This window comes from Micromonospora okii (genome assembly GCF_020884795.1).
Classification (GTDB): Bacteria; Actinomycetota; Actinomycetes; order Mycobacteriales; family Micromonosporaceae; genus Micromonospora; species Micromonospora okii.
Window position 1 is genome coordinate 154,460 of sequence record NZ_BBZF01000016.1, and the last position, 22,442, is coordinate 176,901.

At 74.3% G+C, this 22,442-nt stretch carries 23 protein-coding genes, 2 pseudogenes and 1 riboswitch; of the genes and pseudogenes, 21 read left to right on the forward strand and 4 right to left on the reverse strand.

The features are described 5' to 3' along the window. The 9 genes and pseudogenes from LPU43_RS12685 to truA all read left to right on the forward strand — a co-directional run. Window positions 1-275: pseudogene (locus tag LPU43_RS12685) on the forward strand (type I methionyl aminopeptidase); the annotation flags it as partial. Between the two features lie 362 nt (window positions 276-637). Further along, on the forward strand, window positions 638-859 hold the full coding sequence (infA, locus tag LPU43_RS12690; RefSeq protein ID WP_007073013.1) for a translation initiation factor IF-1: 222 nt from the start codon (window positions 638-640) through the stop codon (window positions 857-859). A gap of 96 nt (window positions 860-955) precedes the next feature. Then, entirely contained in the window at window positions 956-1,069 is a 114-nt protein-coding gene (gene rpmJ / locus LPU43_RS12695) for a 50S ribosomal protein L36 (protein WP_229400556.1), read from the forward strand. Window positions 1,070-1,322: 253 nt separating this feature from the next. Next, on the forward strand, window positions 1,323-1,703 hold the full coding sequence (gene rpsM, locus LPU43_RS12700) for a 30S ribosomal protein S13 (protein ID WP_043965541.1): 381 nt from the start codon (window positions 1,323-1,325) through the stop codon (window positions 1,701-1,703). Window positions 1,704-1,790: 87 nt separating this feature from the next. After that, on the forward strand, window positions 1,791-2,198 hold the full coding sequence (gene rpsK / locus LPU43_RS12705; RefSeq protein ID WP_007073011.1) for a 30S ribosomal protein S11: 408 nt from the start codon (window positions 1,791-1,793) through the stop codon (window positions 2,196-2,198). 14 nt (window positions 2,199-2,212) lie between these two features. Further along, window positions 2,213-2,839, forward strand: coding sequence for a 30S ribosomal protein S4 (gene rpsD, locus LPU43_RS12710; protein ID WP_229400558.1), 627 nt, complete (start codon window positions 2,213-2,215; stop codon window positions 2,837-2,839). A 98-nt stretch (window positions 2,840-2,937) separates the two neighbouring features. Continuing rightward, a complete protein-coding gene (locus LPU43_RS12715) occupies window positions 2,938-3,960 on the forward strand; it encodes a DNA-directed RNA polymerase subunit alpha (RefSeq protein WP_229400559.1) in 1,023 nt (340 codons plus the stop codon). Between the two features lie 34 nt (window positions 3,961-3,994). Beyond that, complete coding sequence (gene rplQ, locus LPU43_RS12720; protein ID WP_229400560.1) at window positions 3,995-4,561, forward strand: 50S ribosomal protein L17; 567 nt, start codon at window positions 3,995-3,997, stop codon at window positions 4,559-4,561. A 68-nt stretch (window positions 4,562-4,629) separates the two neighbouring features. Then, entirely contained in the window at window positions 4,630-5,460 is an 831-nt protein-coding gene (truA, locus tag LPU43_RS12725; protein WP_229400562.1) for a tRNA pseudouridine(38-40) synthase TruA, read from the forward strand. 31 nt (window positions 5,461-5,491) lie between these two features. On the opposite strand, the gene LPU43_RS12730 is transcribed toward truA, so the two are convergent. Beyond that, complete coding sequence (locus tag LPU43_RS12730; RefSeq protein WP_305074068.1) at window positions 5,492-6,571, reverse strand: hypothetical protein; 1,080 nt, start codon at window positions 6,569-6,571, stop codon at window positions 5,492-5,494. A gap of 146 nt (window positions 6,572-6,717) precedes the next feature. On the opposite strand from LPU43_RS12730, the gene LPU43_RS12735 reads away from it, so the two are divergent. The 10 genes and pseudogenes from LPU43_RS12735 (at window position 6,718) to thiC (ending at window position 16,126) form a co-directional block, all read left to right on the forward strand. Beyond that, on the forward strand, window positions 6,718-7,323 hold the full coding sequence (locus LPU43_RS12735; RefSeq protein WP_229400564.1) for a class I SAM-dependent methyltransferase: 606 nt from the start codon (window positions 6,718-6,720) through the stop codon (window positions 7,321-7,323). A gap of 42 nt (window positions 7,324-7,365) precedes the next feature. Next, window positions 7,366-9,042, forward strand: a complete 1,677-nt coding sequence (locus tag LPU43_RS12740; protein WP_229400566.1) for an ABC-F family ATP-binding cassette domain-containing protein — start codon at window positions 7,366-7,368, stop codon at window positions 9,040-9,042. A 79-nt stretch (window positions 9,043-9,121) separates the two neighbouring features. Then, the gene (locus LPU43_RS12745) at window positions 9,122-10,066 is read left to right on the forward strand and encodes an aldo/keto reductase (RefSeq protein ID WP_373321706.1); all 945 of its coding nucleotides are present in this window, start codon (window positions 9,122-9,124) and stop codon (window positions 10,064-10,066) included. A gap of 46 nt (window positions 10,067-10,112) precedes the next feature. After that, window positions 10,113-10,220: riboswitch (TPP riboswitch) on the forward strand. Continuing rightward, on the forward strand, window positions 10,215-10,841 hold the full coding sequence (locus LPU43_RS12750) for a thiamine phosphate synthase (protein WP_229400570.1): 627 nt from the start codon (window positions 10,215-10,217) through the stop codon (window positions 10,839-10,841). It overlaps the preceding riboswitch by 6 nt. Beyond that, window positions 10,838-12,008: pseudogene (gene thiO / locus LPU43_RS12755) on the forward strand (glycine oxidase ThiO); the annotation flags it as partial. The gene LPU43_RS12750 and the pseudogene thiO, both read left to right, overlap by 4 nt. 25 nt (window positions 12,009-12,033) lie before the next feature. Beyond that, window positions 12,034-12,234 (forward strand): sulfur carrier protein ThiS, encoded by a 201-nt coding sequence (thiS, locus tag LPU43_RS12760; protein WP_229400577.1) that lies wholly within the window; start codon window positions 12,034-12,036, stop codon window positions 12,232-12,234. Between the two features lie 49 nt (window positions 12,235-12,283). Further along, window positions 12,284-13,069, forward strand: coding sequence for a thiazole synthase (locus LPU43_RS12765; RefSeq protein ID WP_229400759.1), 786 nt, complete (start codon window positions 12,284-12,286; stop codon window positions 13,067-13,069). Then, complete coding sequence (locus LPU43_RS12770; RefSeq protein WP_229400578.1) at window positions 13,066-13,731, forward strand: thiamine phosphate synthase; 666 nt, start codon at window positions 13,066-13,068, stop codon at window positions 13,729-13,731. The genes LPU43_RS12765 and LPU43_RS12770 overlap by 4 nt, the downstream gene beginning before the upstream one ends. Then, the gene (thiD, locus tag LPU43_RS12775) at window positions 13,728-14,513 is read left to right on the forward strand and encodes a bifunctional hydroxymethylpyrimidine kinase/phosphomethylpyrimidine kinase (protein WP_229400582.1); all 786 of its coding nucleotides are present in this window, start codon (window positions 13,728-13,730) and stop codon (window positions 14,511-14,513) included. Before LPU43_RS12770 ends, thiD begins: the two co-directional genes overlap by 4 nt. 20 nt (window positions 14,514-14,533) lie before the next feature. Beyond that, a complete protein-coding gene (gene thiC, locus LPU43_RS12780; protein WP_229400584.1) occupies window positions 14,534-16,126 on the forward strand; it encodes a phosphomethylpyrimidine synthase ThiC in 1,593 nt (530 codons plus the stop codon). A gap of 64 nt (window positions 16,127-16,190) precedes the next feature. Here the strand turns inward: thiC and LPU43_RS12785 are convergent, their stop codons facing one another. The 3 genes from LPU43_RS12785 to LPU43_RS12795 form a co-directional block, all read right to left on the reverse strand. Further along, a complete protein-coding gene (locus LPU43_RS12785; RefSeq protein WP_229400586.1) occupies window positions 16,191-18,194 on the reverse strand; it encodes a hypothetical protein in 2,004 nt (667 codons plus the stop codon). 133 nt (window positions 18,195-18,327) lie between these two features. After that, window positions 18,328-19,335, reverse strand: coding sequence for an LLM class F420-dependent oxidoreductase (locus LPU43_RS12790; RefSeq protein ID WP_229400588.1), 1,008 nt, complete (start codon window positions 19,333-19,335; stop codon window positions 18,328-18,330). Between the two features lie 2 nt (window positions 19,336-19,337). Beyond that, on the reverse strand, window positions 19,338-20,162 hold the full coding sequence (locus tag LPU43_RS12795) for an ABC transporter ATP-binding protein (RefSeq protein WP_229400590.1): 825 nt from the start codon (window positions 20,160-20,162) through the stop codon (window positions 19,338-19,340). A 263-nt stretch (window positions 20,163-20,425) separates the two neighbouring features. On the opposite strand from LPU43_RS12795, the gene LPU43_RS12800 reads away from it, so the two are divergent. Continuing rightward, window positions 20,426-21,445, forward strand: a complete 1,020-nt coding sequence (locus LPU43_RS12800; RefSeq protein ID WP_229400591.1) for an ABC transporter substrate-binding protein — start codon at window positions 20,426-20,428, stop codon at window positions 21,443-21,445. A 97-nt stretch (window positions 21,446-21,542) separates the two neighbouring features. Next, window positions 21,543-22,394, forward strand: a complete 852-nt coding sequence (locus tag LPU43_RS12805) for an ABC transporter permease (RefSeq protein ID WP_229400592.1) — start codon at window positions 21,543-21,545, stop codon at window positions 22,392-22,394. The last annotated feature ends 48 nt before the right edge of the window (window positions 22,395-22,442 follow it).

Sequence of the window (22,442 nt, forward strand, 5' to 3'; positions counted from 1 at the left end):
TGCTCAACCACGGCCGGCCGGGCAAGGGCCCCCGGCTGGTGCCGGGCCTGGCGCTGGCCATCGAGCCGATGATCACGATGGGCTCGCCGCGCACGGTCGAGCTGGCCGACGGCTGGACGGTGGTGACCCGGGACGGCTCCAGGGCCGTGCACGTGGAGCACTCGATGGCGCTGCTGCCCGACGGGGTCTGGGTGCTGACCGCGTTCGACGGAGGCCGGGAGCGGCTCGGTGACCTCGTCACCGCCCGCCAGCCCGCCGCGTCCCCGAGCGCCTGACCGGCCCCGCCGGGACGCCGCGTCTCGGAGCGCCCGACCGGATTCCGCGGAGGCGACGGCCGTCGACGGCGTGTCGACCGCGTCACTTCCGGCCCGCCGGCGCGGCCCGACCGCCCTCCCGGCCGGTGACGAGCGTCACCCGGTGGCCCGCGCGGCGACCTCCGGCCGGCGGAACGGGTGGCCGGTTTGGCGACTGCCCGCAGGCGGGCGTACACTTTCTGATCGGCGCACAGCGTCCACTCCGGCATGCCCACCCTGCGCTTCGGTGGGGCCGGAGCCGCGGCTGGCTCGGGCACCCGTACGGGGCCCGTGTAAGACGTTGTGGGCCATCCGGAGTAACCGAAGTCAGGACAGCGGAGGACATGCCGAAAAAAGACGGAGCCATCGAGATCGAGGGTCGAGTCATCGAGCCCCTGCCGAACGCCATGTTCCGCGTGGAGCTCGCAAACGGTCACAAGGTGCTGGCTCACATCAGCGGCAAGATGCGGCAGCACTACATCCGCATCCTGCCGGAGGACCGTGTCGTCGTCGAACTTTCGCCGTACGACCTGACCCGCGGGCGCATCGTCTACCGCTACAAGTAAGCGAACCTGACGACGGCCCGGATAGTCCCGTGTCCGTCCTCGACGTCCGGCGACGCGCGAGTCGCGCCTCCGGGCCAGATGGGAAGTAAGGCAACCGTGAAGGTCAAGCCGAGCGTCAAGAGGATCTGCAACAAGTGCCAGGTGATCCGCCGGCACGGCCGGGTGCTGGTCATCTGCAGCGACCCGCGCCACAAGCAGCGCCAGGGCTGATCCAGTTCGACCGACCGTGATCCACGGCCGGTCGAACCGGTCCCGGCGTCGCAGATCCAGCCAACATCATCAGCTCGTCCCAGCCGCGGCGGGTGCGCGTAGCGCGTACCACTTCGTGGTTGACCCCCGGTCGGAGGCCGGGGCCCGCTCGGGCAGCGGTCGCACCTCCCGGCGCCACGGCGCCGGACGCGACCGGAGCGGGGTGGGGCGGGTGCAGACCTCCGCCAGAACACCACAAGGAGTACGCCCGCACATGGCTCGTCTAGTCGGCGTGGACCTCCCCCGCGAGAAGCGGATGGAGATCGCGCTCACCTACATCTTCGGCGTCGGCCGCACCCGCGCCCTGGAGACGCTCGCCGCCACCGGCATCTCGCCGGACAAGCGCGCTCGGGACCTCACGGACGAGGAGCTGGTCCAGCTCCGCGACCACATCGAGGGCAACTACAAGGTTGAAGGCGACCTGCGCCGCGAGGTCGCCGCTGACATCCGCCGCAAGGTCGAGATCGGCTGCTACGCGGGTATCCGGCACCGCCGGGGCCTGCCCGTGCGCGGCCAGCGGACGCGGACCAACGCCCGCACCCGCAAGGGCCCGAAGCGGACCGTCGCCGGCAAGAAGAAGCCCGGCAAGAAGTAGTTCTTAACCGGATGACGGGGCCGGCCTCGCCCGAGACAGGGCAGGCCGCAACCCGTTCCGGAAAGTCAACTAGGAGCGCACAGACTTATGCCACCGAAGGCTCGTGCCGGAGCCGCCGTCAAGAAGGTCCGGCGCAAGGAACGCAAGAACGTCGCCCACGGGCAGGCGCACATCAAGAGCACCTTCAACAACACCATCGTGTCCATCACGGACCCGACCGGTGCGGTCATCTCCTGGGCCTCCGCCGGCCAGGTGGGCTTCAAGGGCTCCCGCAAGTCGACCCCGTTCGCCGCGCAGCTCGCCGCCGAGGCCGCCGCGCGCCGGGCGATGGAGCACGGCATGCGCAAGGTCGACGTGTTCGTCAAGGGCCCCGGCTCCGGCCGGGAGACCGCCATCCGTTCGCTGCAGGCCGTGGGCCTGGAGGTCGGTCAGATCTCCGACGTGACCCCGCAGCCGCACAACGGGTGCCGTCCGCCGAAGCGTCGCCGGGTCTGAGAGGTTAGAGAGAGATGGCTCGTTACACCGGTGCTGACTGCCGCCGTTGCCGGCGGGAGAAGATGAAGCTGTTCCTCAAGGGCAGCAAGTGCGATGGCCCGAAGTGCCCGTTCGAGTCCCGGCCGTTCCCGCCCGGGCAGCACGGCCGCGGCCGCACGAAGGAGACGGAGTACCTGCTCCAGCTCCGCGAGAAGCAGAAGGCCCGCCGCGTGTACGGCGTGCTGGAGAAGCAGTTCCGCGGCTACTACGAGGAGGCCGTGGCCAAGCAGGCCAAGACCGGTGAGGTCCTCCTGCAGATCCTCGAGTCGCGGATCGACAACGTGGTCTACCGGGCCGGCTTCGCCCAGTCGCGGGACATGGCCCGCCAGCTGGTCAAGCACGGTCACTTCACGGTGAACGGCAAGAAGGTCGACATCCCGTCGTACCGCGTCAAGGAGCACGACATCATCGAGGTGCGGGGCAAGAGCAAGGAGCTCACCCCGTTCATCGTGGCGCAGGCTCAGGCCGGCTCGAAGTCTGTCCCGGCGTGGCTGGAGGCCATCCCGAGCCAGATGAAGGTTCTCGTGCACTCGCTCCCGGCCCGCCAGGTGATCGACACCCAGGTCCAGGAGCAGCTGATCGTCGAGCTCTACTCCAAGTAGTCGGGCTCGTTGCGGTGGTCCGCCCTGCGGGGCGGGCCACCGGAACAGTTTGTGTGGTGGACGTCAAATAGCGGGCGTCCCGGAAGAGAAGAGAAGACATGCTCATCAGCCAGCGACCGTCTCTGTCCGAAGAGTCGCTCAACGAGACCCGGTCCCGGTTCACCATCGAGCCGCTGGAGCCGGGCTTCGGCTACACCCTGGGCAACTCGCTGCGGCGCACGCTGCTGTCGTCGATCCCGGGTGCGGCGGTCACCTCCATCAAGATCGACGGCGTGCTGCACGAGTTCACCACCATCCCCGGGGTCAAGGAGGACGTGGTCGAGCTCGTCATGAACATCAAGGAGCTGTGCGTCAGCTCCGAGCACGACGAGCCGGTCAGCATGTACCTGCGCAAGCAGGGCCCTGGCGACGTGACGGCGGGCGACATCCAGCCCCCGGCCGGCGTCTCGGTGCACAACCCGGACCTGAAGCTCGCCACCCTCAACGGCAAGGGCCGGCTCGACATGGAGCTGACCGTCGAGCGGGGTCGCGGCTACGTGACCGCGGCGCAGAACAAGCAGGGCGGCGCCGAGATCGGCCGGATTCCGGTCGACTCGATCTACTCGCCCGTCCTGAAGGTGACGTACCGCGTCGAGGCGACCCGGGTCGAGCAGCGGACCGACTTCGACCGGCTGATCATCGACGTCGAGACCAAGCCGTCGATGGGCCCGCGCACCGCGCTGGCCTCCGCCGGTTCGACGCTGGTGGAGCTCTTCGGGCTGGCCCGGGAGCTGGACGAGACCGCCGAGGGCATCGACATCGGGCCGTCCCCGCAGGACGCCCAGCTCGCGGCGGACCTGGCCCTGCCGATCGAGGAGCTGGACCTGACCGTCCGCTCCTACAACTGCCTCAAGCGCGAGGGCATCAACTCCGTCGGCGAGCTGATCGGGCGCACCGAGGCCGACCTCCTCGACATCCGCAACTTCGGGCAGAAGTCGATCGACGAGGTCAAGATGAAGCTGGCCGGGATGGGTCTGGGGCTGAAGGACTCGGCCCCGAACTTCGACCCGGCGCACGTCGTGGACGCCTTCGGTGAGGCCGACTACGACACGGACGACTACCGCGAGACCGAGCAGCTCTAGTCCCCGCTGCCGCCACACCTGAGGAGCACCAAGCATGCCCACGCCCACCAAGGGCCCCCGCCTCGGCGGCAGCCCCGCGCACGAGCGGCTGATGCTGGCCAACCTGGCCACCGCGCTGTTCCAGCACGGCAAGATCAAGACCACCGAGACGAAGGCCCGGCGGCTGCGTCCGCTGGCCGAGCAGCTCATCACCAAGGCCAAGCGGGGCGACCTCGCCTCCCGCCGGCGGGTGCTGGGCGTCGTCAAGGACAAGGACGTGGTCTACACCCTGTTCGACCAGATCGCGCCCCGGTACGCCACCCGCAACGGTGGTTACACCCGGATCGTGAAGGCCGGCCCGCGCAAGGGTGACAACGCCCCGATGGCGATCATCGAGCTGGTCGAGGAGCTGGAGGCCGCCGCGCCGAAGGTGAACCGGAAGACCGAGGCCCGCAAGGCCGCGCAGCAGGACAAGGTCGAGGCGCTCGCCCCGGCCGAGGAGCCGCGCGAGTCGGCCGCGGCCGACCGGGACCAGGACGCCGAGCCGCCGGTGTCGGCGTCCGGCGACACCGACGCCGCCCGCGAGGACAGCGACCTGTCCACCGAGGAAGGCAAGGCCTGATCCAGGGCATCGTCGGGCCCGGCATCCCACACGGGGTGCCGGGCCCGACCCATGAGGCGGAGGTACGGGTGGACGAGCGGACCCGGCTGCGGCTGGACGTCGCGTACGACGGCACGGGCTTCTCCGGCTGGGCGGCCCAGCCGACCCGGCGGACGGTGGCCGGCGTGCTCACCGAGGCCCTCGACCTGGTCCTCGGCGCGGGCGTGGCGACCGGACTGACCGTGGCCGGGCGGACGGACGCCGGGGTGCACGCCACCGGGCAGGTCTGCCACCTCGACCTGCCCACGCCGGTGTGGCGGGAGCACGACGGGCGGCTGCTGCGCCGGCTGGCCCGGCTGCTCCCCACCGACGTGCGGGTGCGGGCGACGACCGAGGTGCCGGCCGACTTCGACGCCCGCTTCTCGGCCACCTTCCGCCGCTACGAGTACCGGGTGACCGACGCGCCCTTCGGCGCGGAGCCGCTGCGCCGGCACGAGGTGCTGGCCTGGCCGAGGCCGCTCGACCTGGACCTGCTCAACGCCGCCGCGGCCGGGCTGGTGGGGGAGCACGACTTCGCCGCGTACTGCCGGCGCAAGGAGAACGCCACCACGCTGCGGGAGGTGACCCGGCTGGAGTGGCGGCGCGACCCCGACGGCCTGCTGGTCGCCACCGTCCAGGCCGACGCCTTCTGCCAGGCGATGGTGCGCAGCCTCGTCGGGGCGATGCTGGTGGCCGGCGACGGACGGCGTCCCGTGCAGTGGCCGGCGGGCCTGCTGACCCGGCGCGAGCGGTCCAGCGAGGTGACGGTGGCGGCGGCGCACGGGCTCACCCTGGTCGCGGTCGGCTACCCGGACGACCCCGCCGAGTACGCCCGCCGCGCCGATCTCACCCGCCGCCTGCGCGTCCCCACCGAGGGCTGATCCGGTCGCGGGCCGACCGGCCGGAGCGGGCTCAGTCGTCGGTCTCGGCCTCGTCGGGGCCGGCCGTGGGCTGGCCGGCCGTGCCGCCGGTCGCCCTGCGCTCCAGGACCCCCCTGGTCAGGTGCTGCTCGATCAGGTCGAACAGGACCCCGCGTACCGCCGAGTCGGTGGCCTTGACGGGCTCGCCGTCCTCGCGGACGACCACGCAGTACGCGAGGTAGTGGCCCCGCACCTGCCAGCCGACGCGGGACGAGGCGGCGGTCAGCGCCCGCGTGCCGTCCCCGGCGGGCATTCCGCGCAGCCGGCCCTGCCGCTCGTCGAGCAGCTCCCGCAGGCGGTCCCGGACGCGCTGCGCGGTCGCGACGTCGGTCAGGTTGAACAGACCGGCGGTGAGCAGGTACTCCTCGTCGGGGGAGCGCAGGGTCGCCCGGACCACCTGGTTGCAGCCGAGCCCGACGAGCAGGTCGGCCACCTCGCCGGTGGCGGCCACCGCGCAACTGCCGCTGGACTGGGTCCTGAGCACCGGGTACGGCTCCTCGCCGTCGTCGGGGACGACCTTCCGCCCGGGGAAGACCTCCCTGACGGTGAGCGGCGCGGGGTCGGTGTCCCGGGAGTCGATGTCCTGCCGCCCGGTGGCCGACGGCGACGGACCGGCTGCGGCCGGCCGGCTCGGCGCGGCCTCCGGCTCGGAGGTCCGCTCGGCCAGCAGTGCGGCCCCGCCGAGCCCGCACAGGGCGAGCAGCGACAGCACGGCGGCACCGCCGAACACCACCTGCCAGAGCCGGCCGCCGCCCCGGCCGGTGTCGCGGGCCCGGCGGGACCGGGGCGCGTCCGGCGGCGTGGTGGGCGGCGCGGGGGGCGGGGTCGCCGCGGCCTGCGGCGGCGTGGAGGCGGGCGGGGCCCGGTGCGGCGTCGGGGCGGCCGGTCGGTCCGGCGGGGGAGCGGCCGGGGGCAGCGCGAGCCGGGTGGTCCGGGGCAGCGACGGGGTGGGGAAGCGGGACGGGGCGGGCCCGGTACGGGCGGGCGGGCTGCTCCCGGGCACCGAGAGGTCCGACCCGGGTCGCGGGTATCCCTCGAAGGCGTCCTCATCGGACTCGTACCGATACACCATGTTGCCCACACTAAGTGGTCATTGTCCCTTTAGTGGGTAATGGGGGAGAAAACGCGGCGGGTGGCGCGCCTCCGCCCACCGGCCCGCCTCTCCTCCCCGCCGGACCACCGGCCGGCCCGCCGACCGGCGGTGCGAGAATGCCGGGCGTGACCGGCGACCACTACTTCTCCACTGCACCCGGAACCGCCGCCCGCCCCCGGGAGGTCGAGTTCACCGTCGCCGGGCGCGACTACGCGCTGACCTCGGCCGGGGGGGTCTTCTCCGCCGACCGCCTCGACCCCGGCACCGCCGTCCTGCTGCGCAAGGCGGACCTGCCGGCGCCGGACGCCGTCGGCCCCCTGCTCGACCTGGGGTGCGGCTACGGCCCGATCGCCTGCGTGCTCGCCGCCAGCGCCCCGACGGCCACCGTCTGGGCGGTCGACGTCAACGAGCGGGCCCGCGCGCTCGCCGCCGCCAACGCGCGGCGGGTCGATGCCGCCGACCGGGTCCGGGTCGCCGCCCCCGACGACGTGCCCGCCGAGGTGACCTTCGCCCAGCTCTGGTCCAACCCGCCCATCCGGATCGGCAAGGAGGGCCTGCACGAGCTGCTGCGGCGCTGGCTGCCCCGGCTCGCCCCGGACGGTGTGGCCTGGCTGGTGATCGCCCGCCACCTCGGCGGCGACTCGCTGCACCGCTGGCTGGTCGAGCAGGGCTGGCAGGTCGAGCGGCGCGCCAGCCAGAAGGGCTTCCGGGTGCTGCGCGTCACCCGGTAAAACGGGTGTCGCCCGGCCCCCCGGCTCGGGCAGGATGCCGGCGTGGGATACGTGGACGTGGCGGCGGTCGGGCACATCCTCCCCGACGGCCGGGAGCTCTTCACCGACGTGTCGTTCCGGGTGGGCGAGGGCGCCAAGGTGGCCCTGGTCGGGCCGAACGGTGCCGGCAAGACGACGCTGCTGCGGATGGTCGCCGGTGACCTGCCGGTGAAGACGGGCGCCGTCGCCCGCTCCGGTGGCCTCGGCGTGATGCGCCAGTTCATCGGCATGATCGGCGACGACTCGACCCTCGCCGACCTGGCCCTGTCCCTCGCCCCGCCGGCCCTGCGCGACGCCGGTCGCCGGCTCGCCGAGACCGAGGCGGCCATGCGGGCGGCCGAGGTGCGCGGCAAGTTCGGCACCGCCGCGAACAAGGCCCAGCTCGCGTACGCCGACGCCCTCGCCGCCTGGGGCGAGGCCGGCGGGTACGACGCCGAGGTGCTCTACGACACCGTCGCCACCATCGTGCTCGACCTGCCCTGGGACGCCGCCCGGGAACGTCCGGTGCGGACCCTCTCCGGCGGCCAGCAGAAGCGCTTCGCCCTCGAACTGCTGCTGCGCGGCCCCGACGAGGTGCTGCTGCTCGACGAGCCGGACAACTTCCTCGACGTGCCGGGCAAGCGGTGGCTGGAGGCGCGGCTGCGCGAGTCCGCCAAGTCGGTGCTCTACGTCTCGCACGACCGGGAGCTGCTGGCGCAGACGGCCGACCGGGTGGTCGCAGTGGAGGGCGGCGGCGCGTGGGTGCACCCGGGCGGCTTCGCGAGCTGGCACGACGCGCGGGTGGCCCGCCACGCCCGCCTCGACGAGCTGCGCAAGCGCTGGGACGAGGAGCACCAGAAGCTGCGCGAGCTGATGCTGATGTACAAGCAGAAGGCCGCGTACAACTCCGACATGGCCTCCCGGTACCAGTCGGCGCAGACCCGGCTGCGCAGGTTCGAGGAGGCCGGGCCGCCGCCCGTACCCCCGAAGGACCAGGACATCCGGATGCGGCTGACCGGCGGGCGGACCGGCAAGCGCGCGATCGTCGCCGAGCAGCTCGAGCTCGACGGCCTGACCTACCCCTTCGACCTGGAGGTCTGGTACGGCGACCGGGTCGCGGTGCTCGGCGCGAACGGCACCGGGAAGTCGCACTTCCTGCGGCTGCTGGCCCGGGGCGGCACCGACCCGGACCCGGCCAACGGCCCGGTCGACGGGGCCGCCGCGCTCGCCCCGGTCGCCCACGACGGGGTGGTCCGCCTCGGCGCCCGGGTGCGCCCCGGCCACTTCTCCCAGACCCACGACCGGCCCGAGCTGATGCAGAAGACGCTGGTCGACGTGCTGTGGCGCGGCGACGACCACCGGGCCGGGATGGACCGGCACGCGGCGATGGCCGCGCTGAGCCGGTACGAGCTGGCCGCGCAGGGCGACCAGCGGTTCGGCACCCTCTCCGGCGGCCAGCAGGCCCGCTTCCTGGTGCTGCTGCTGGAGCTGTCCGGGGCGACGCTGCTGCTGCTCGACGAGCCCACCGACAACCTCGACCTGGCCAGCGCGGAGGCGCTGGAGGCCGGGCTGGCGGCGTTCTCCGGCACGGTGGTCGCGGTGACCCACGACCGCTGGTTCACCCGCTCGTTCGACCGGTTCCTGCTCTTCGGCGTCGACGGCGAGGTGACCGAGCCCCCCGAGCCGGTGTGGGACGTGTAAGGAGGGGCACCTCGTTAACGCTTCCGGTAGAGGAAGGGTCCCTTCCCAACACCTGGCATAGGGTTGATCAATGACTGAGATGACCTACCGCCGGCTGGGCGACTCCGGGCTCGTGGTGTCCGTGGTCGGCGTCGGCTGCAACAACTTCGGCCGCAAGCTCGACCTCGACGGCACCCGCGCGGTGGTGGACGCCGCGCTCGACGCCGGCATCACCCTGTTCGACACCGCCGACATCTACGGCGAGCCGCAGGGCGCCTCGGAGGAGCTGCTCGGCCAGGCGCTCAAGGGGCGCCGGGACGAGGTGGTGCTGGCCACCAAGTTCGGCATGGACATGAACGGGCTGAACGGGGCGGACTTCGGCGCCCGGGGGTCGCGGCGCTACATCGCCCGGGCGGTGGAGGCGTCCCTGCGCCGGCTCGGCACCGACCACATCGACCTGTACCAGATACACGAGCCCGACCCGGGCACCCCGATCGACGAGACCCTCGCCGCCCTCGACGACCTGGTCCGCGCCGGGAAGGTGCGCTACCTGGGCAACTCCAACTTCACCGGCTGGCAGATCGCCGACGCCGACTGGGTCGCCTCGTCCAACGGGCACACCCGGTTCGTCAGCGCGCAGAACCACTACTCCCTGCTGGAGCGGGGCGTCGAGGCCGAGGTCATCGGGGCCTGCGAGCGGTTCGGCCTGGGCATGTTGCCGTTCTTCCCACTGGCCAACGGCCTGCTCACCGGCAAGTACCGGCGTGGCGAGGCGCCGCCGGCCGGCAGCCGGCTCTCCGGCGGCGGCCGGTACGCCGAGCGCCTGGCCGCCGCGAGCTGGGACACCATCGAGGCGATCGAGGCGTACGCCGCCGAGCGGGGGCTCACCCTGCTCCAGGTGGCCATCGGCGGGCTGGCCGCCCGGCCTGCGGTGACCTCGGTCATCGCCGGTGCCACCACCCCCGAGCAGGTGCGCACCAACGCCGAGGCGGGCGGCTGGCAGCCCAGCGACTCCGACCTGGACGCCCTCGACGCGATTCTCTGACACGTCTGCCCCTTGGCCGGACGGCCGATCCGTCGTACGGTGATGGCAAGTAACCCACGGGAGCCCGTGCACCGGGCTGAGAGGGGGGCTGGAGCCCCCGACCGTCGAACCTGATCCGGGTAATGCCGGCGCAGGGAGGAGAGTTGCCATGCCGCCCCTGGGGCGACTGCATCTGATCACCGACACCCGGCCGGGGCGCGACCCGCTCGCCGTGCTGCGCGCCGTCCTGCCGGTGGCCCGCGCCGAGCTGGTCGTCCAGGTCCGGGTCACCGACGACGCGACGGACCGCGAGGCGTACGACCTCGCCCGCCTGGTGGTCTCGGCCTGCGCGCCGTACGGGGCGACGTGCCTGGTCAACGACCGGCTGCACGTGGCGCTCGCGGTCGGCGCGGCGGGTGGCCACGTCGGCGCGGACGACCTGCCGGTCGGGGCGGCCCGCCGGATCCTCGGCCCCGCCGCCGTGCTCGGCGCCACCGCACGGGCCCCCGGTCCGGCCGCCGAGGCGGTGGCCGCCGGGGCCAGCTACCTGGGCGTCGGCCCGTGCCACGCCACGGAGACCAAGGCCGGGCTGCCGGATCCGATCGGCCCCGCCGGCGTGCGCACGGTGGCCGAGGCGGTGGACGTGCCGGTGATCGCCATCGGCGGGGTGACCGCCGCAGGCGTCCCGGCGCTGCGCGCCGCCGGAGCGTACGGGGTGGCGGTGGTCGGGGCGCTGGCCGGGGCCGCCGACCCGGGCCGGGCTGCGGCCGAGCTGCTCGGGGCGCTGACGTGTTGACGGGGGGCCCTTCCTATACCGAGAGCGTTAACCGGGGGCCCTTCCTTACCGACGTGGCGGTGGTGGGGGGCGGGGCGGTCGGGTGGGCGGTGGCGTGGCGGTGCGCGGCGCGCGGGCTGCGGGTCACCGTGCACGACCCCGCCCCCGGGTCGGGCGCGTCGCACGTCGCCGCCGGGATGCTGGCCCCGGTCGCCGAGGCGTACTTCGGCGAGCGGGAGCTGACCGGCCTGCTCGCCGCCTCCGCCGCCCGCTGGCCCGCGTTCGCCGCCGAGCTGGCCGAGGCCGCCGGCACCGGGATCGGGTACCGCACCGACGGCACCCTCGTCGTCGGGCTGACCGGCGACGACCTGGCGGAGGCGCGGCGGCTGTGGTCGTACCAGCGGGAGCTGGGGCTGCCGATCGACCCGCTGCGACCCTCGGAGCTGCGCGAGCGCGAGCCGGCGCTCACCCCCCGGGTGCGCGGCGGCGCGGTGGCCCCCGGCGACCACCAGGTCGACCCGCGACGGCTGGTCGCGGCGCTGCGGACCGCCGCCGAGCGGGCCGGCGCGACCCTCGTCGCCCGCCCGGTCGCCCGGCTGTCCGACCTGGACGCCAGGGTGACCGTCGTCGCCGCCGGGTGCGGGGCCGCCGCGCTCACCGGGCTGCCGGTGCGGCCGGTCAAGGGCCAGATCCTGCGGCTCCGCGCGCCCGGCGGCGGCCCGCCGGGCCTGCGGCACGTGATCCGGGGGTACGCCGACGGCGAGCCCGTCTACCTGGTGCCCCGCGACGGCGGGGAGGTGGTGGTCGGCGCGACCGTCGAGGAGCGCGCCGACACCGAGGTCACCGCCGGTGCCGTGCTGCGCCTGCTCCGCGCCGCCGTCGACCTGGTCCCCGAGCTGGCCGAGTACGACCTGGTGGAGGCGACCGCCGGGCTGCGCCCCGGCACCCCCGACAACGCCCCCGTCATCGGGCCGCTGCCCGGACGGCCCGGCGTCGTCGCCGCCACCGGGCACCACCGGCACGGCATCGTGCTCACCCCGATCACCGCGGACCTCGTCGCCGACCTGGTCGTCACCGGGGAGGCCGACCCGCTGCTGGCCCCCTTCACCCCCGCGCGCTTCGCGGCCACCGCCCGCGCGGCCCACTGCGGCTGACCCGACCCGCCCCCGATCCGGGCGGATCGCGCCCGTCGCGACACGAGAGGAACACGCCCATGGAACTGACCGTGAACGGCACCGGGCGCACGCTGCCCACCGGCGCGACCGTGGCGGACCTGGTGGGTCTCGTCACGGGTCAGCGTCGCGGCCTCGCGGTCGCCGTCAACGGCGAGGTGGTGCCGCGCGGCGGGTGGCCGGCGGCGGTGCTGCGCGACGGCGACCGGGTCGAGGTGCTCAGCGCCGCGCAGGGCGGGTGACGAGATGTCCACAGAGAACTCCTCGTTCGAGCCGGGACGGGTGCCGGGGATGCCCGACGGTGCCCCCCCGTTCGAGCTGGGCGGCGTGACGTTCGGGTCGCGGCTGATCCTCGGCACCGGCGGCGCGGCCAGCCTGCACGCGCTGGAGCAGGCGATCCGGGCGTCCGGCACCGAGCTGGTCACCGTCGCGCTGCGTCGCGTCGACACCGCCCCCGGCACCGCCGGCGGGCTGCTCGACCTGCTCGACCGGTGCGGGGTGCGGCTGCTGCCGAACACGGCCGGCTGCTACACGGCGGGGGAGGCGGTCAAGGTGGCCCACCTGGCCCGGGAGGCGTTCGACACCGACTGGGTGAAGCTGGAGGTGATCGGCGACGAGCGGACGCTGCTGCCCGACGGGGTGGAGCTGCTGCGCGCCGCCGAGGAACTGGTCGCGGAGGGGTTCACCGTCCTGCCGTACACGTCGGACGACCCCGTCCTGGCCCGGCGGCTCGCCGACGTCGGCTGCGCCGCGGTGATGCCGGCCGGCGCGCCCATCGGCTCCGGCCTGGGCGTCAACAACCCGCACCACATCCGGCTGATCCGGCAGGGCGTCGACGTGCCGGTGATCCTCGACGCGGGGATCGGCACGGCGTCCGACGCGGCCCTCGCGATGGAGCTGGGCTGCGACGCGGTGCTGCTGGCCAGCGCCGTGACCCGGGCCGCCGACCCGGTGGCGATGGCCGGCGCGATGCGGTACGCGGTCGAGGCGGGTCGCCTCGCGGCCCGCGCCGGCCGCATTCCCCGCCGCTCGCACGCCCTCGCGTCCACCCCGGACGAGGGGAGGCCGGAGCTGTGACGACGCGTCCTTCCGGCGTGGTGCTGCTCACCGACCGGTGGGCGGCGCGGGGGCCGCTCGCACGGGTGGTGGCCGCCGCCGTGGCCGGGGGGGTGCGCTGGGTGGTGCTGCGGGAGAAGGACCTGCCGCGCCCCGAGCGGGCCGCGCTCGCCGCCGACCTGCGCCCGATCCTCGCCGAGGCCGGCGGCACCCTGGTCGTGGCGGGCCCCGACTCGCTCGGCGGGCGCGCCGTGCACCTCCCGGCGGCCGGCCCGTACCCGCCGCCGCGCCCCGGTCTCGTCGGCCGCTCCTGCCACGACGCGGCGGAGCTGGCGCGGCTGACCACGGAGGACTACGTGACCCTCTCGCCGGTGTACCCGAGCAGCTCGAAGCCCGGCTACGGCCCGCCCCTCGGGCCACGGGGACTGGGCGACCTGATCCGGGTCAGCCCCGTTCCGGTCCTCGCCCTCGGCGGCGTCGAGACCCCGGAGCAGGTGCGCGCCTGCGTCGAGGCGGGCGCCGTGGGCGTGGCGGTGCTCGGCGCGATCATGCGCGCCGGCGACCCCGCCGAAACGGCCGCCACCCTGACAGCCTCCTTCGCGGAAGCGCGGACCGGGCACACCCGCGTGGGGCTGCGGCCGACCGCGACCCCCGAAGACCGAGTGAGCGGGGCAAACCGGTGACCCCCACGACCGTGCTCACCATCGCCGGCTCCGACTCCGGCGGGGGAGCCGGCATCCAGGCCGACCTCAAGGTCTTCGCGGCGCTCGGCGCGTACGGCACCAGCGTCCTGACCGCCGTCACCGCCCAGAACACCCGGGGCGTGGACGCCGTCCTGCCGCTGCCGCCGCAGGTGGTCACCGAGCAGCTCGACAGCGTGCTCGGCGACTTCCGGGTGCGGGCGGTGAAGACCGGGCTGCTCGGCACCCCGGCCGTCGCCGACGCGGTCGCCGAGGTGGCGAGGGCGGGTCGGCTGCCCCACCTCGTGGTCGACCCGGTGCTCGTCGCCACCAGCGGGCACCGGCTCGGCGTGGTCGAGGCGGTCGAGCGGCTGCTGCCGTACGCGCGGGTGGTGACGCCGAACCGCGCGGAGGCCGAGGCCCTCACCGGAGGCCCGGTGACCACGGTGGAGGAGATGGTCGCCGCCGCCGAGGCCCTCGCCGCCGCCGGCCCGGCGTACGTGGTGGTCACCGGCGGCGACGTCGAGGCCGACGGCGAGTCGGTCGACGTGCTGCACGGCGACGGGACCACCGTGCTGCTGCGCGCGCCCCGGGTGGCGACCCGGAACGACCACGGCACCGGCTGTTCGTTCTCGGCGGCGGTCGTCGTCCGGCTCGCCCGGGGCGACGCGGTCCCGGCGGCCGTCGCCGCCGCCAAGGAGTACGTCACCCGCGCGCTGACCGGCGCGCGGCACTGGGAACTGGGCGCAGGGCGCGGCCCGCTGGACCACTTCGGCTGGTCCTGACCACCACCAGGGAGGCTGTCATGCAGGCACGACGCAAGGTCTACGTCGAGGGCACCCGGCCGGACATCCGGGTGCCGTTCGCCGAGGTCGAGCTGAGCGGGGAGAACCCGCCGGTCCGGCTCTACGACACCTCCGGGCCGGGCTCGGACCCGCAGGTGGGGCTGCCGCCGCTGCGCGGGCCGTGGATCGCCGAGCGCGGCGACGTGGCCCCGGTGCGGGGCGGGGGCACCCCGCTTGCGGGCGCGGAGGGCCGCCGGCCCACGCAGCTCGCGTACGCCCGGGCCGGGATCGTCACCCCCGAGATGGAGTTCGCGGCGATCCGGGAGAACGTGGCCCCGGAGCTGGTCCGCGCCGAGATCGCCGCCGGCCGGGCGGTGCTGCCGCTCAACGTGAACCACCCCGAGTGCGAGCCGGCGGTCATCGGCAAGGCGTTCCTGGTGAAGGTCAACGCCAACATCGGCACCTCGGCGGTCACCTCGTCGGTGGCCGAGGAGGTGGAGAAGCTGACCTGGGCCACCCGGTGGGGCGCGGACACCGTGATGGACCTCTCCACGGGCCGGCGGATCCACGAGACCCGCGAGGCGGTGGTGCGCAACTCGCCGGTGCCGATCGGGACGGTGCCGATCTACCAGGCGCTGGAGAAGGTCGGCGGCGACCCGGTCAAGCTGAGCTGGGAGGTGTTCCGGCAGACGGTGGTCGAGCAGGCCGAGCAGGGCGTGGACTACATGACGGTGCACGCCGGGGTGCTGCTGCCGTACGTGCCGCTGGCCGTGGACCGGGTCACCGGGATCGTCTCCCGGGGCGGCTCCATCATGGCCGCCTGGTGCCTCGCCCACCACGAGGAGAACTTCCTCTACACCAACTTCCGGGAACTCTGCGAGATCCTCGCGCGCTACGACGTGACGTTCTCCCTCGGCGACGGGCTGCGCCCGGGGTCCATCGCGGACGCCAACGACGAGGCGCAGTTCGCCGAGCTGCGCACCCTCGGCGAGCTGACGAAGGTGGCCTGGGAGCACGACGTGCAGGTGATGATCGAGGGCCCCGGCCACGTGCCGATGCACAAGATCAAGGAAAACGTGGACCTCCAGCAGGAGTGGTGCCACGAGGCGCCGTTCTACACCCTCGGCCCGCTGACCACCGACGTCGCGCCCGCGTACGACCACATCACCTCGGCCATCGGCGCGGCGATGATCGGCATGTTCGGCACCGCGATGCTCTGCTACGTCACCCCGAAGGAGCACCTCGGGCTACCGGACCGCGACGACGTGAAGGCGGGCGTGATCGCGTACAAGATTGCGGCCCACGCCGCCGACCTCGCCAAGGGGCACCCCGGGGCGCAGGACTGGGACGACGCGCTGTCGAAGGCCCGGTTCGAGTTCCGGTGGACCGACCAGTTCAACCTCTCGCTGGACCCGGAGACGGCGCGGTCGTACCACGACGCGACCCTGCCGGCCGAGCCGGCGAAGACCGCGCACTTCTGCTCGATGTGCGGCCCGAAGTTCTGCTCCATGCGGATCACCCAGGAGCTGAAGGAGTACGCGGCGCGCGGCATGCGGGAGAAGTCCGAGGAGTTCCTCTCCTCCGGCGGCCGGGTGTACCTCCCGCTGGCCTGACCGGGGCCGGCGGGACGGGTTGCACCGTCGGCGGCGGGACGGCTCCCGCCGGGGGGTGCCCCGGTCAGTCGCGGTGGTGACGGCCGGCGGTGTCCTGGTCGGCGGCGGGCCGGGCGAGGCCGGTGACCCAGTCGACGTACTCCTCGTCCTGGTCGGGCAGCGGCTCCGGCTCCCGCTCGCCCGCCGGGGCGGCGTCGTCGGCCGTCCGGGCGCGGTTGCGCCGGAACAGGCTGCGCCGGAGCCGGGACCCGCCGGCGTCCGGGCCCTCCGGCGCGGCGTCGGGAAGCACCGGGTCGCCTGCCGTCGGGTCGCCTGCCGTCGGCTCGTCGTCGGGGCGGTCGCCGTCCGGGTCGCCGGGCTGGGCGGGGGCGACCGGGCCGACCCCGCCGGCCGCCGTGCCGCTCGGCCGCCGGCCCGCGTCGGCGAGGGCCTCCCAGCCCGGCGACCGGCCCAGGTCGGGCAGGGCCATCCGGTGCCGGGGGCGCGGCGTCAGGTCGTCGGCGGAGGGTGCCTCGAACAAGCTGGGGCGGGGCGAGGGCGGCGGGGCGGGCGTACCGGGGGCCACGGGGTCGCCCGCCCCGCCGCCCTCGTCGGTGGGCTGCGCGGCGGTGGCGCCCGGGTCGGTGGGCTGCGGTTCGGTCGGCTGCGTGGCGGTCGTGCCCGGGTCGGTGGCCGGGGGGTCGGTGGGCGGCGTGGCGGCGACATCCAGGTCGGTCGGCTGTGTAGCGGTGGTGTCCAGGTCGGCGGGCTGCGCGGCGGTGGCGTCCGGGTCAGCGGGCCGCGCGGCGGTGACATCCGGGTCGGTCGGCTGCGCGGTGGTGCCCCGGTCGGTGGGCTCCGGGTCCGTGGAGTGGGCGGCGGTGCTGTCGGGGGTTGCCGGGTGGGCGACCGTGGTGTCCGGCGCCGCCGGGTGGGCGGCGGTGCCGGGTGGGGGCGGCCCTGCCTCCGTGGCGGCCGGCCACTCCCAGTGGGCCGGGGTGCCTCCGGGCGTGGGGCCCGTCGCGGCGGGGCGGGACGGCAGCGGCGCGCCGACGGTCGCGGGGACGCGACGGGCCGGCCCCGCGCCGGTCCCGGCGTTCGTGCAGCCCGGGTCGGCGGTGCCGGCGGCGGCCCGGTCGCCGTCCGCCGGGCCGGGCGGCGCGGGCGGCAACGGGCGGAGGATCTCGCTGGGCTCGATCGCCGCGTCGCCCCGCCCGTCGGCCTCGGGGTCGGTGTGGGTGCCGAGCGGCCAGCGGAGCAGGGCCGCAGCCGTGGAGCCGAGCGCGCCGGTGACGACGGCGATCAGGGCCCCGTAGTAGGGCGCGAGCTGGTACCGGTTGGAGGAGTCGCCGGGGCCGGCGGCCAGGTAGGCGAAGGCCACCAGCACCGGACCGGCCGCGCCGACCGCGCCGCCGAGCAGCGGCGGGTGGCCGCGCCGGCGGGCCAGCGCGCCCGAGACCACCCCGGCGAGCAGGGCCACCAGCGGCAGGACCAGCATGGCCAGCCCCTGCGCGGCGTCCGCGCCGAGCCAGCCCGGCTCGAACACCCCGAGGCGTACGGTCGGTAGCGGGCCGGTGCCCACCAGGGCCGGCAGGGACGAGACCAGGCCGACGAACCAGACCGCGCCGGCGACCGTCGCGACGTTCCAGCCGGCCGGCGGCCGGAGCAGCGCGGCGAGCGCCGCCAGGGCGCCGACCACGGCGCCGAGGGTCGCGCAGATGCCGACCGCGAGGACGGGATCCACGCCGTTCAGCTCGGCGGCCCGGGCCGGCTGCATGGACAGGGGCGCGACGACCGTCGCCCCCAGGCCCGCCGCGCCGGCCACGGCGAGCCGCCCCGTGGTGGTGCGGGCAAGGGCGTCGGCGCGGGAGAGCCGCTCGGCCACCACCGCGCCGAGCACGGCGGCGAGCGCCGCGAACCAGCCCACCCAGACCAACTGGGCCGGCCACCGGTTCACCGTGTCGTCGGTGAAGTCGCCGGTGAGCCGGACGATGCCGAACCCGTACGCGACGCCGAGCTGACCGGCGCCGGCCAGCACGCTCACCACGAGCGCGGTGAGCAGCAGCTTGCCCCACGTCCGATAGGCCATGTCCGGCACGTTACGGCCCGGTGCGCCCGATCGCCACCTTGGCGCAGCGCGGCGCGGCGACGCGCCTACCTGCGGTTACGTCGCCCGGGTCGACCGGGCGGGCGCGTCGTGTCCCCGACATGGGCGCCCCGGGTCAGCGTGCCCCCACCATGACCTTCCGGGTCAGCGCGCTCCCGCCGTGACCTCCCGTGACCTCCCGGCGGTCGAGCTGCGGCAGCACCTCGGCGGCGATGAGTTCCAGGTGATCGAGGTCGGCGATGTCGACCAGGCGCAGGTGCACCCGGGTCGCGCCGATCGCGGCGAACTCGCCGATCCGCTCGACGAGCTGGTCGGGCGAGCCGACCACCGGGTCCTCCGGCGGGAGGGCGCTCTTGACCAGCAGCGGCGCGGCGCGGCGCCGGGCCTCGGCGTCGGTGCGGCCGATCGCCACCACGATTCCGGCGGAGAGGACGAGGGGCGCGCGCCCCGAGCGCGTGCGGCCGTGCACGTCGCACGCCTCGATCACCCGCTCGTACGCGGCGGCGGTCTGGGCGACGCTCTTGAAGGGCAGGTTGAACTCGTCGGCGAAGCGGGCGGCCAGCTCGGGGGTGCGCTTCGGCCCGCGCCCGCCGACGATCACCGGCGGGCCGGGCTGCTGCACCGGCTTGGGCAGCGCGGGCGCGTCGACCAGCCGGTAGTGCCGACCGGTGAAGTCGTACGTCGCGCCGACCGGGGTCCGCCACAGTCCGGTGACCACTTCGAGCTGCTCGGCCAGCCGGTCGAAGCGCTCCTCGACCCGGGGGAACGGGATGCCGTACGAGGTGTGCTCGCGTTCGTACCAGCCGGCGCCGATCCCCAGCTCGACCCGGCCGCCGCTCATCTGGTCGACCTGGGCGACCATGATCGCCAGCGGGCCGGGCAGCCGGAAGGTGGCCGCCGAGACGAGGGTGCCGAGCCGGATGCGGGAGGTCTCCCGGGCCAGCGCGGCCAGGGTGAGCCAGGCGTCGGTCGGGCCGGGCAGGGCCGGGTCGGCCTCCATGGACTGGTAGTGGTCGGCCCGGAAGAAGCCCTCGAACCCGCCCGCCTCGACGGCGCGCGCGAAGCGGAGCTGGTCGTCGTAGCCGGCGCCGCGGTGCGGCTCGATGAAGACGGACACCCTCATGGTCAGCGCCCCGCCGCGCCGGCGCCGACGGGGGTCCGCCGGGTGTCGGGCCCCGGGGCGGGCCCCGCGGGCGCGTCGCGCTCCATCAGCAGTTCGTGCAGCTCGGCGCTGACGCTCGCCACGTCGGCGAGGTGGGAGTTGCGGCCGAGGCTGCGGGGCCGGGGGATGTCCACCTCGACCACCGCGCGGAGGCGGCCGGGGCGGGGGCTGAGCACGACCACCCGGTCGGCGAGCAGGACCGCCTCGTCGATCGAGTGGGTGACGAAGACGACGGTGGCCCCGCTGGTCATGTGCACCCGCTGGAGCTCTCCGGAGAGCTCCTCGCGGGTGAGCGCGTCGAGGGCGGAGAACGGCTCGTCCATGAGCATCACCCGGGGGGCGCCGATCAGCGACCGGCACAGCGACACCCGCTGCTGCATGCCGCCGGAGAGCTCGTGCGGCAGCCGCTTCTCGAAGCCGCCCAGCCCGGCGAGTTCGAGCAGGTCCCGGGCGCGCTCGCGGTACTTCGACCGCTTCCAGCCGAAGATCTCCACGGGGAGCAGGACATTATCCAGCACCGTCCGCCAGGGCAGCAGCGCGGGTCGCTGGAACAGCATGGCGATGTCCCGGCGGGGGCGGGTGACCGGCGTGCCGGCGACGGTGATCTGACCGGCGGTGGCCGGCAGCAGCCCGGCGATCATCCGCAGCAGGGTGGACTTTCCGCAGCCTGAGCGGCCGAGCACTGCGACGAACTCGCCCTCGGCCACGTCGAGGTCGATGCCCCGTAGGGCCTCGACGCGGCCGGCTCGCCCGTCGAAGGTGCGCGACACATCGGACAGTCGGATCATCGCTGCTGGCCTCCCTGAGTGGACGATCAGTACGCGGATCAGGGTAGTCCGCTACAGGCAGTAATGTTGGCCCGGGTGCGAGATCGGTTCGTTTCCGTTCCGCAACCGACACTCCTCGCTACACCGGCTGCTTGTTCTCGTACGCTGTGCCGGCGAAAGTCCCCTCACGACGCTGGCGTCGGCTCCCCCCTCTGTCGACGCCGTCGGTCTTACGACCCGCCCGGAGGCGCATCGCCCCTGGTCGGAAAGGACATGGTGCACAGATGAACAGGCTGACCCGCACGGTCGCCGCGGCCACCCTGGCCACCGCCCTCGCCCTGGTCTCCGGTTGCAGCGGTGACTCGGACTCCTCCGGCGGCAGCAAGTCGCTGGAGAAAGTGACCTACCTCACTTCGTTCGGTAACTTCGGCCGTGACTCCTACGCCTGGGTGGCGAAGGAGAAGGGCTACTTCAAGGACGCCGGTTTCGACGTCGAGATCAAGCCCGGTCAGGGCACCGGCGGGGTCATCCAGACCATCGTCGGCGGCCAGGCCCACTTCGGCCCGGTCGACCTCACCGGCGGTCTGCTCCAGCTCGGCAACGGCCAGGCCAAGGACTTCGTGGCGGTGGCCGCGATCCAGCAGCGCACCATGGCCGCCATCGCCACCCTCGAAGGCAAGAACATCGCCTCTCCGAAGGACCTGGAGGGCAAGAAGCTCGCCGACACGCCCGGCTCCGTGGTCCGCAACCTCTTCCCGACGTACGCCCGGATGGCCGGCATCGACGCGAGCAAGGTGACCTGGGTCAACGGCGAGGCGCAGACCCTGATGGGCACCCTCGCCGCCGGCTCCGTCGACGGCATCGGCCAGTTCGTCGTCGGCCAGCCGACGATCGAGGGCGTGGCCAAGGGCAAGAAGGCCGTCATGCTGCCGTACAGCAACGTGATGCAGGACCTCTACGGCAACGTGCTGATCACCTCCAGCAAGATCGCCAAGGAGAAGCCCGACATGGTCAAGCGGTTCACCGCCGCGCTCATGAAGGGCCTGGAGTACTCCCTGGCGAACCCGAAGGAGGCGGCCGGCGTCCTGAAGAAGAACGTCGACGCCAGCAACCCGGTCGCTGCCGAGGCCGAGTTGCAGCTCATGGCCGGGTACGTCCGTTCCAGCAACTCCGGCACCAAGATCGGCACGCTGGACAGCGGCCGGGTCGCCAAGAGCATCGCGATCCTCCAGGGCGCGGGCTCGCTCAAGCAGAACATCACCCCCGACCAGATCATCGCCTTCGACCTCGCGCCGAAGCCCTGACCGGTCCGACCGTCACGGGGGTACGCCCCGCCGGTATCCGGCGGGGCGTACCCCCGTTCCATTCCCGGCCCCCGTGCCGGATGGAGAGGAGAAAGAGATGACCGACCTCCGGTCACCGGAGCCGGCGGTCGCGGCCCGGTCCGGCGCCGTAGCCCCCGGGCGCCCCGCCCGTGGCGACGGCGTGCGGGCCGGCGTGAACGGGATGCTGCTGCCGGCGGCGGGCCTGCTGGTCGCGTTCGCGGCGTGGTGGCTCACCGCCCGGTTCGAACTGGTCCATCCCGCCGCGCTGCCCACCCCCGGCTCGGTGCTGACCGCCTTCGTCGACAAGCCGGTCCAGATGCTCGAACACACCCGCGACACCCTGCTGGAGATCCTGATCGGCTTCGCGCTCTCCGCCGCGGCCGGCGTCCTGCTCGGGCTCTCCCTGGCCGCCTCGCGCACGGTCGAGCGGATGTTCACCCCGCTGCTCGTCGCGGTCAACGCGGTCCCGAAGATCACCCTGGGGCCGCTGCTGGTGGTGGCGTTCGGCTGGGGGCAGCGGCCGATCCTGACTATGGTGTTCCTGCTGTGCTTCTTCCCGATCGTGCTCTCCACCGCGACCGGGCTGACCACCACGCCGGCCGACCTGGCCGAGCTGGTCCGCTCCTGGAACGCGTCCTGGTGGCAGGCGTTCCGCAAGGTGCGCTTCCCGGCCGCGCTGCCGCAGATCTTCGTCGGCCTCAAGGTGGCCATGCCGCTGGCCGCGATCGGCGCGGTGATCGGCGAGTTCCAGGCCGGCGAGAGCGGGCTCGGGTACGTGATCACCCAGTACTCCGGCATCGGCGACACCGCGACGGCCTGGGCGGCGATCATGCTGGTGGCGCTGATCAGCATCCTGCTCTACTCGGCGCTGGTGTTCGTGGAGCGCCTCGCCCTGCCCTGGGTCCGGGCCACCACATCGACCCGCTGACCCGCGACGCGAAGCGGCCCGCCGTGGCACCGGGGCGTCACCGCCCGG

Bases quoted from the DNA above. Each gene is read 5' to 3' on its own strand.
- thiS (WP_229400577.1), top strand. From the start codon at position 12,034: ATGGAACTGACCGTGAACGGCACCGGGCGCACGCTGCCCACCGGCGCG.
- LPU43_RS12765 (WP_229400759.1), top strand. From the start codon at position 12,284: ATGCCCGACGGTGCCCCCCCGTTCGAGCTGGGCGGCGTGACGTTCGGG.
- rplQ (WP_229400560.1), top strand. From the start codon at position 3,995: ATGCCCACGCCCACCAAGGGCCCCCGCCTCGGCGGCAGCCCCGCGCAC.
- rpsD (WP_229400558.1), top strand. From the start codon at position 2,213: ATGGCTCGTTACACCGGTGCTGACTGCCGCCGTTGCCGGCGGGAGAAG.
- rpsM (WP_043965541.1), top strand. From the start codon at position 1,323: ATGGCTCGTCTAGTCGGCGTGGACCTCCCCCGCGAGAAGCGGATGGAG.
- thiC (WP_229400584.1), top strand. From the start codon at position 14,534: ATGCAGGCACGACGCAAGGTCTACGTCGAGGGCACCCGGCCGGACATC.
- LPU43_RS12785 (WP_229400586.1), bottom strand. From the start codon at position 18,194: ATGGCCTATCGGACGTGGGGCAAGCTGCTGCTCACCGCGCTCGTGGTG.
- LPU43_RS12715 (WP_229400559.1), top strand. From the start codon at position 2,938: ATGCTCATCAGCCAGCGACCGTCTCTGTCCGAAGAGTCGCTCAACGAG.
- LPU43_RS12795 (WP_229400590.1), bottom strand. From the start codon at position 20,162: ATGATCCGACTGTCCGATGTGTCGCGCACCTTCGACGGGCGAGCCGGC.
- LPU43_RS12745 (WP_373321706.1), top strand. From the start codon at position 9,122: ATGACCTACCGCCGGCTGGGCGACTCCGGGCTCGTGGTGTCCGTGGTC.
- LPU43_RS12800 (WP_229400591.1), top strand. From the start codon at position 20,426: ATGAACAGGCTGACCCGCACGGTCGCCGCGGCCACCCTGGCCACCGCC.
- LPU43_RS12730 (WP_305074068.1), bottom strand. From the start codon at position 6,571: ATGGTGTATCGGTACGAGTCCGATGAGGACGCCTTCGAGGGATACCCG.
- LPU43_RS12805 (WP_229400592.1), top strand. From the start codon at position 21,543: ATGACCGACCTCCGGTCACCGGAGCCGGCGGTCGCGGCCCGGTCCGGC.
- infA (WP_007073013.1), top strand. From the start codon at position 638: ATGCCGAAAAAAGACGGAGCCATCGAGATCGAGGGTCGAGTCATCGAG.
- rpsK (WP_007073011.1), top strand. From the start codon at position 1,791: ATGCCACCGAAGGCTCGTGCCGGAGCCGCCGTCAAGAAGGTCCGGCGC.
- LPU43_RS12790 (WP_229400588.1), bottom strand. From the start codon at position 19,335: ATGAGGGTGTCCGTCTTCATCGAGCCGCACCGCGGCGCCGGCTACGAC.
- LPU43_RS12750 (WP_229400570.1), top strand. From the start codon at position 10,215: ATGCCGCCCCTGGGGCGACTGCATCTGATCACCGACACCCGGCCGGGG.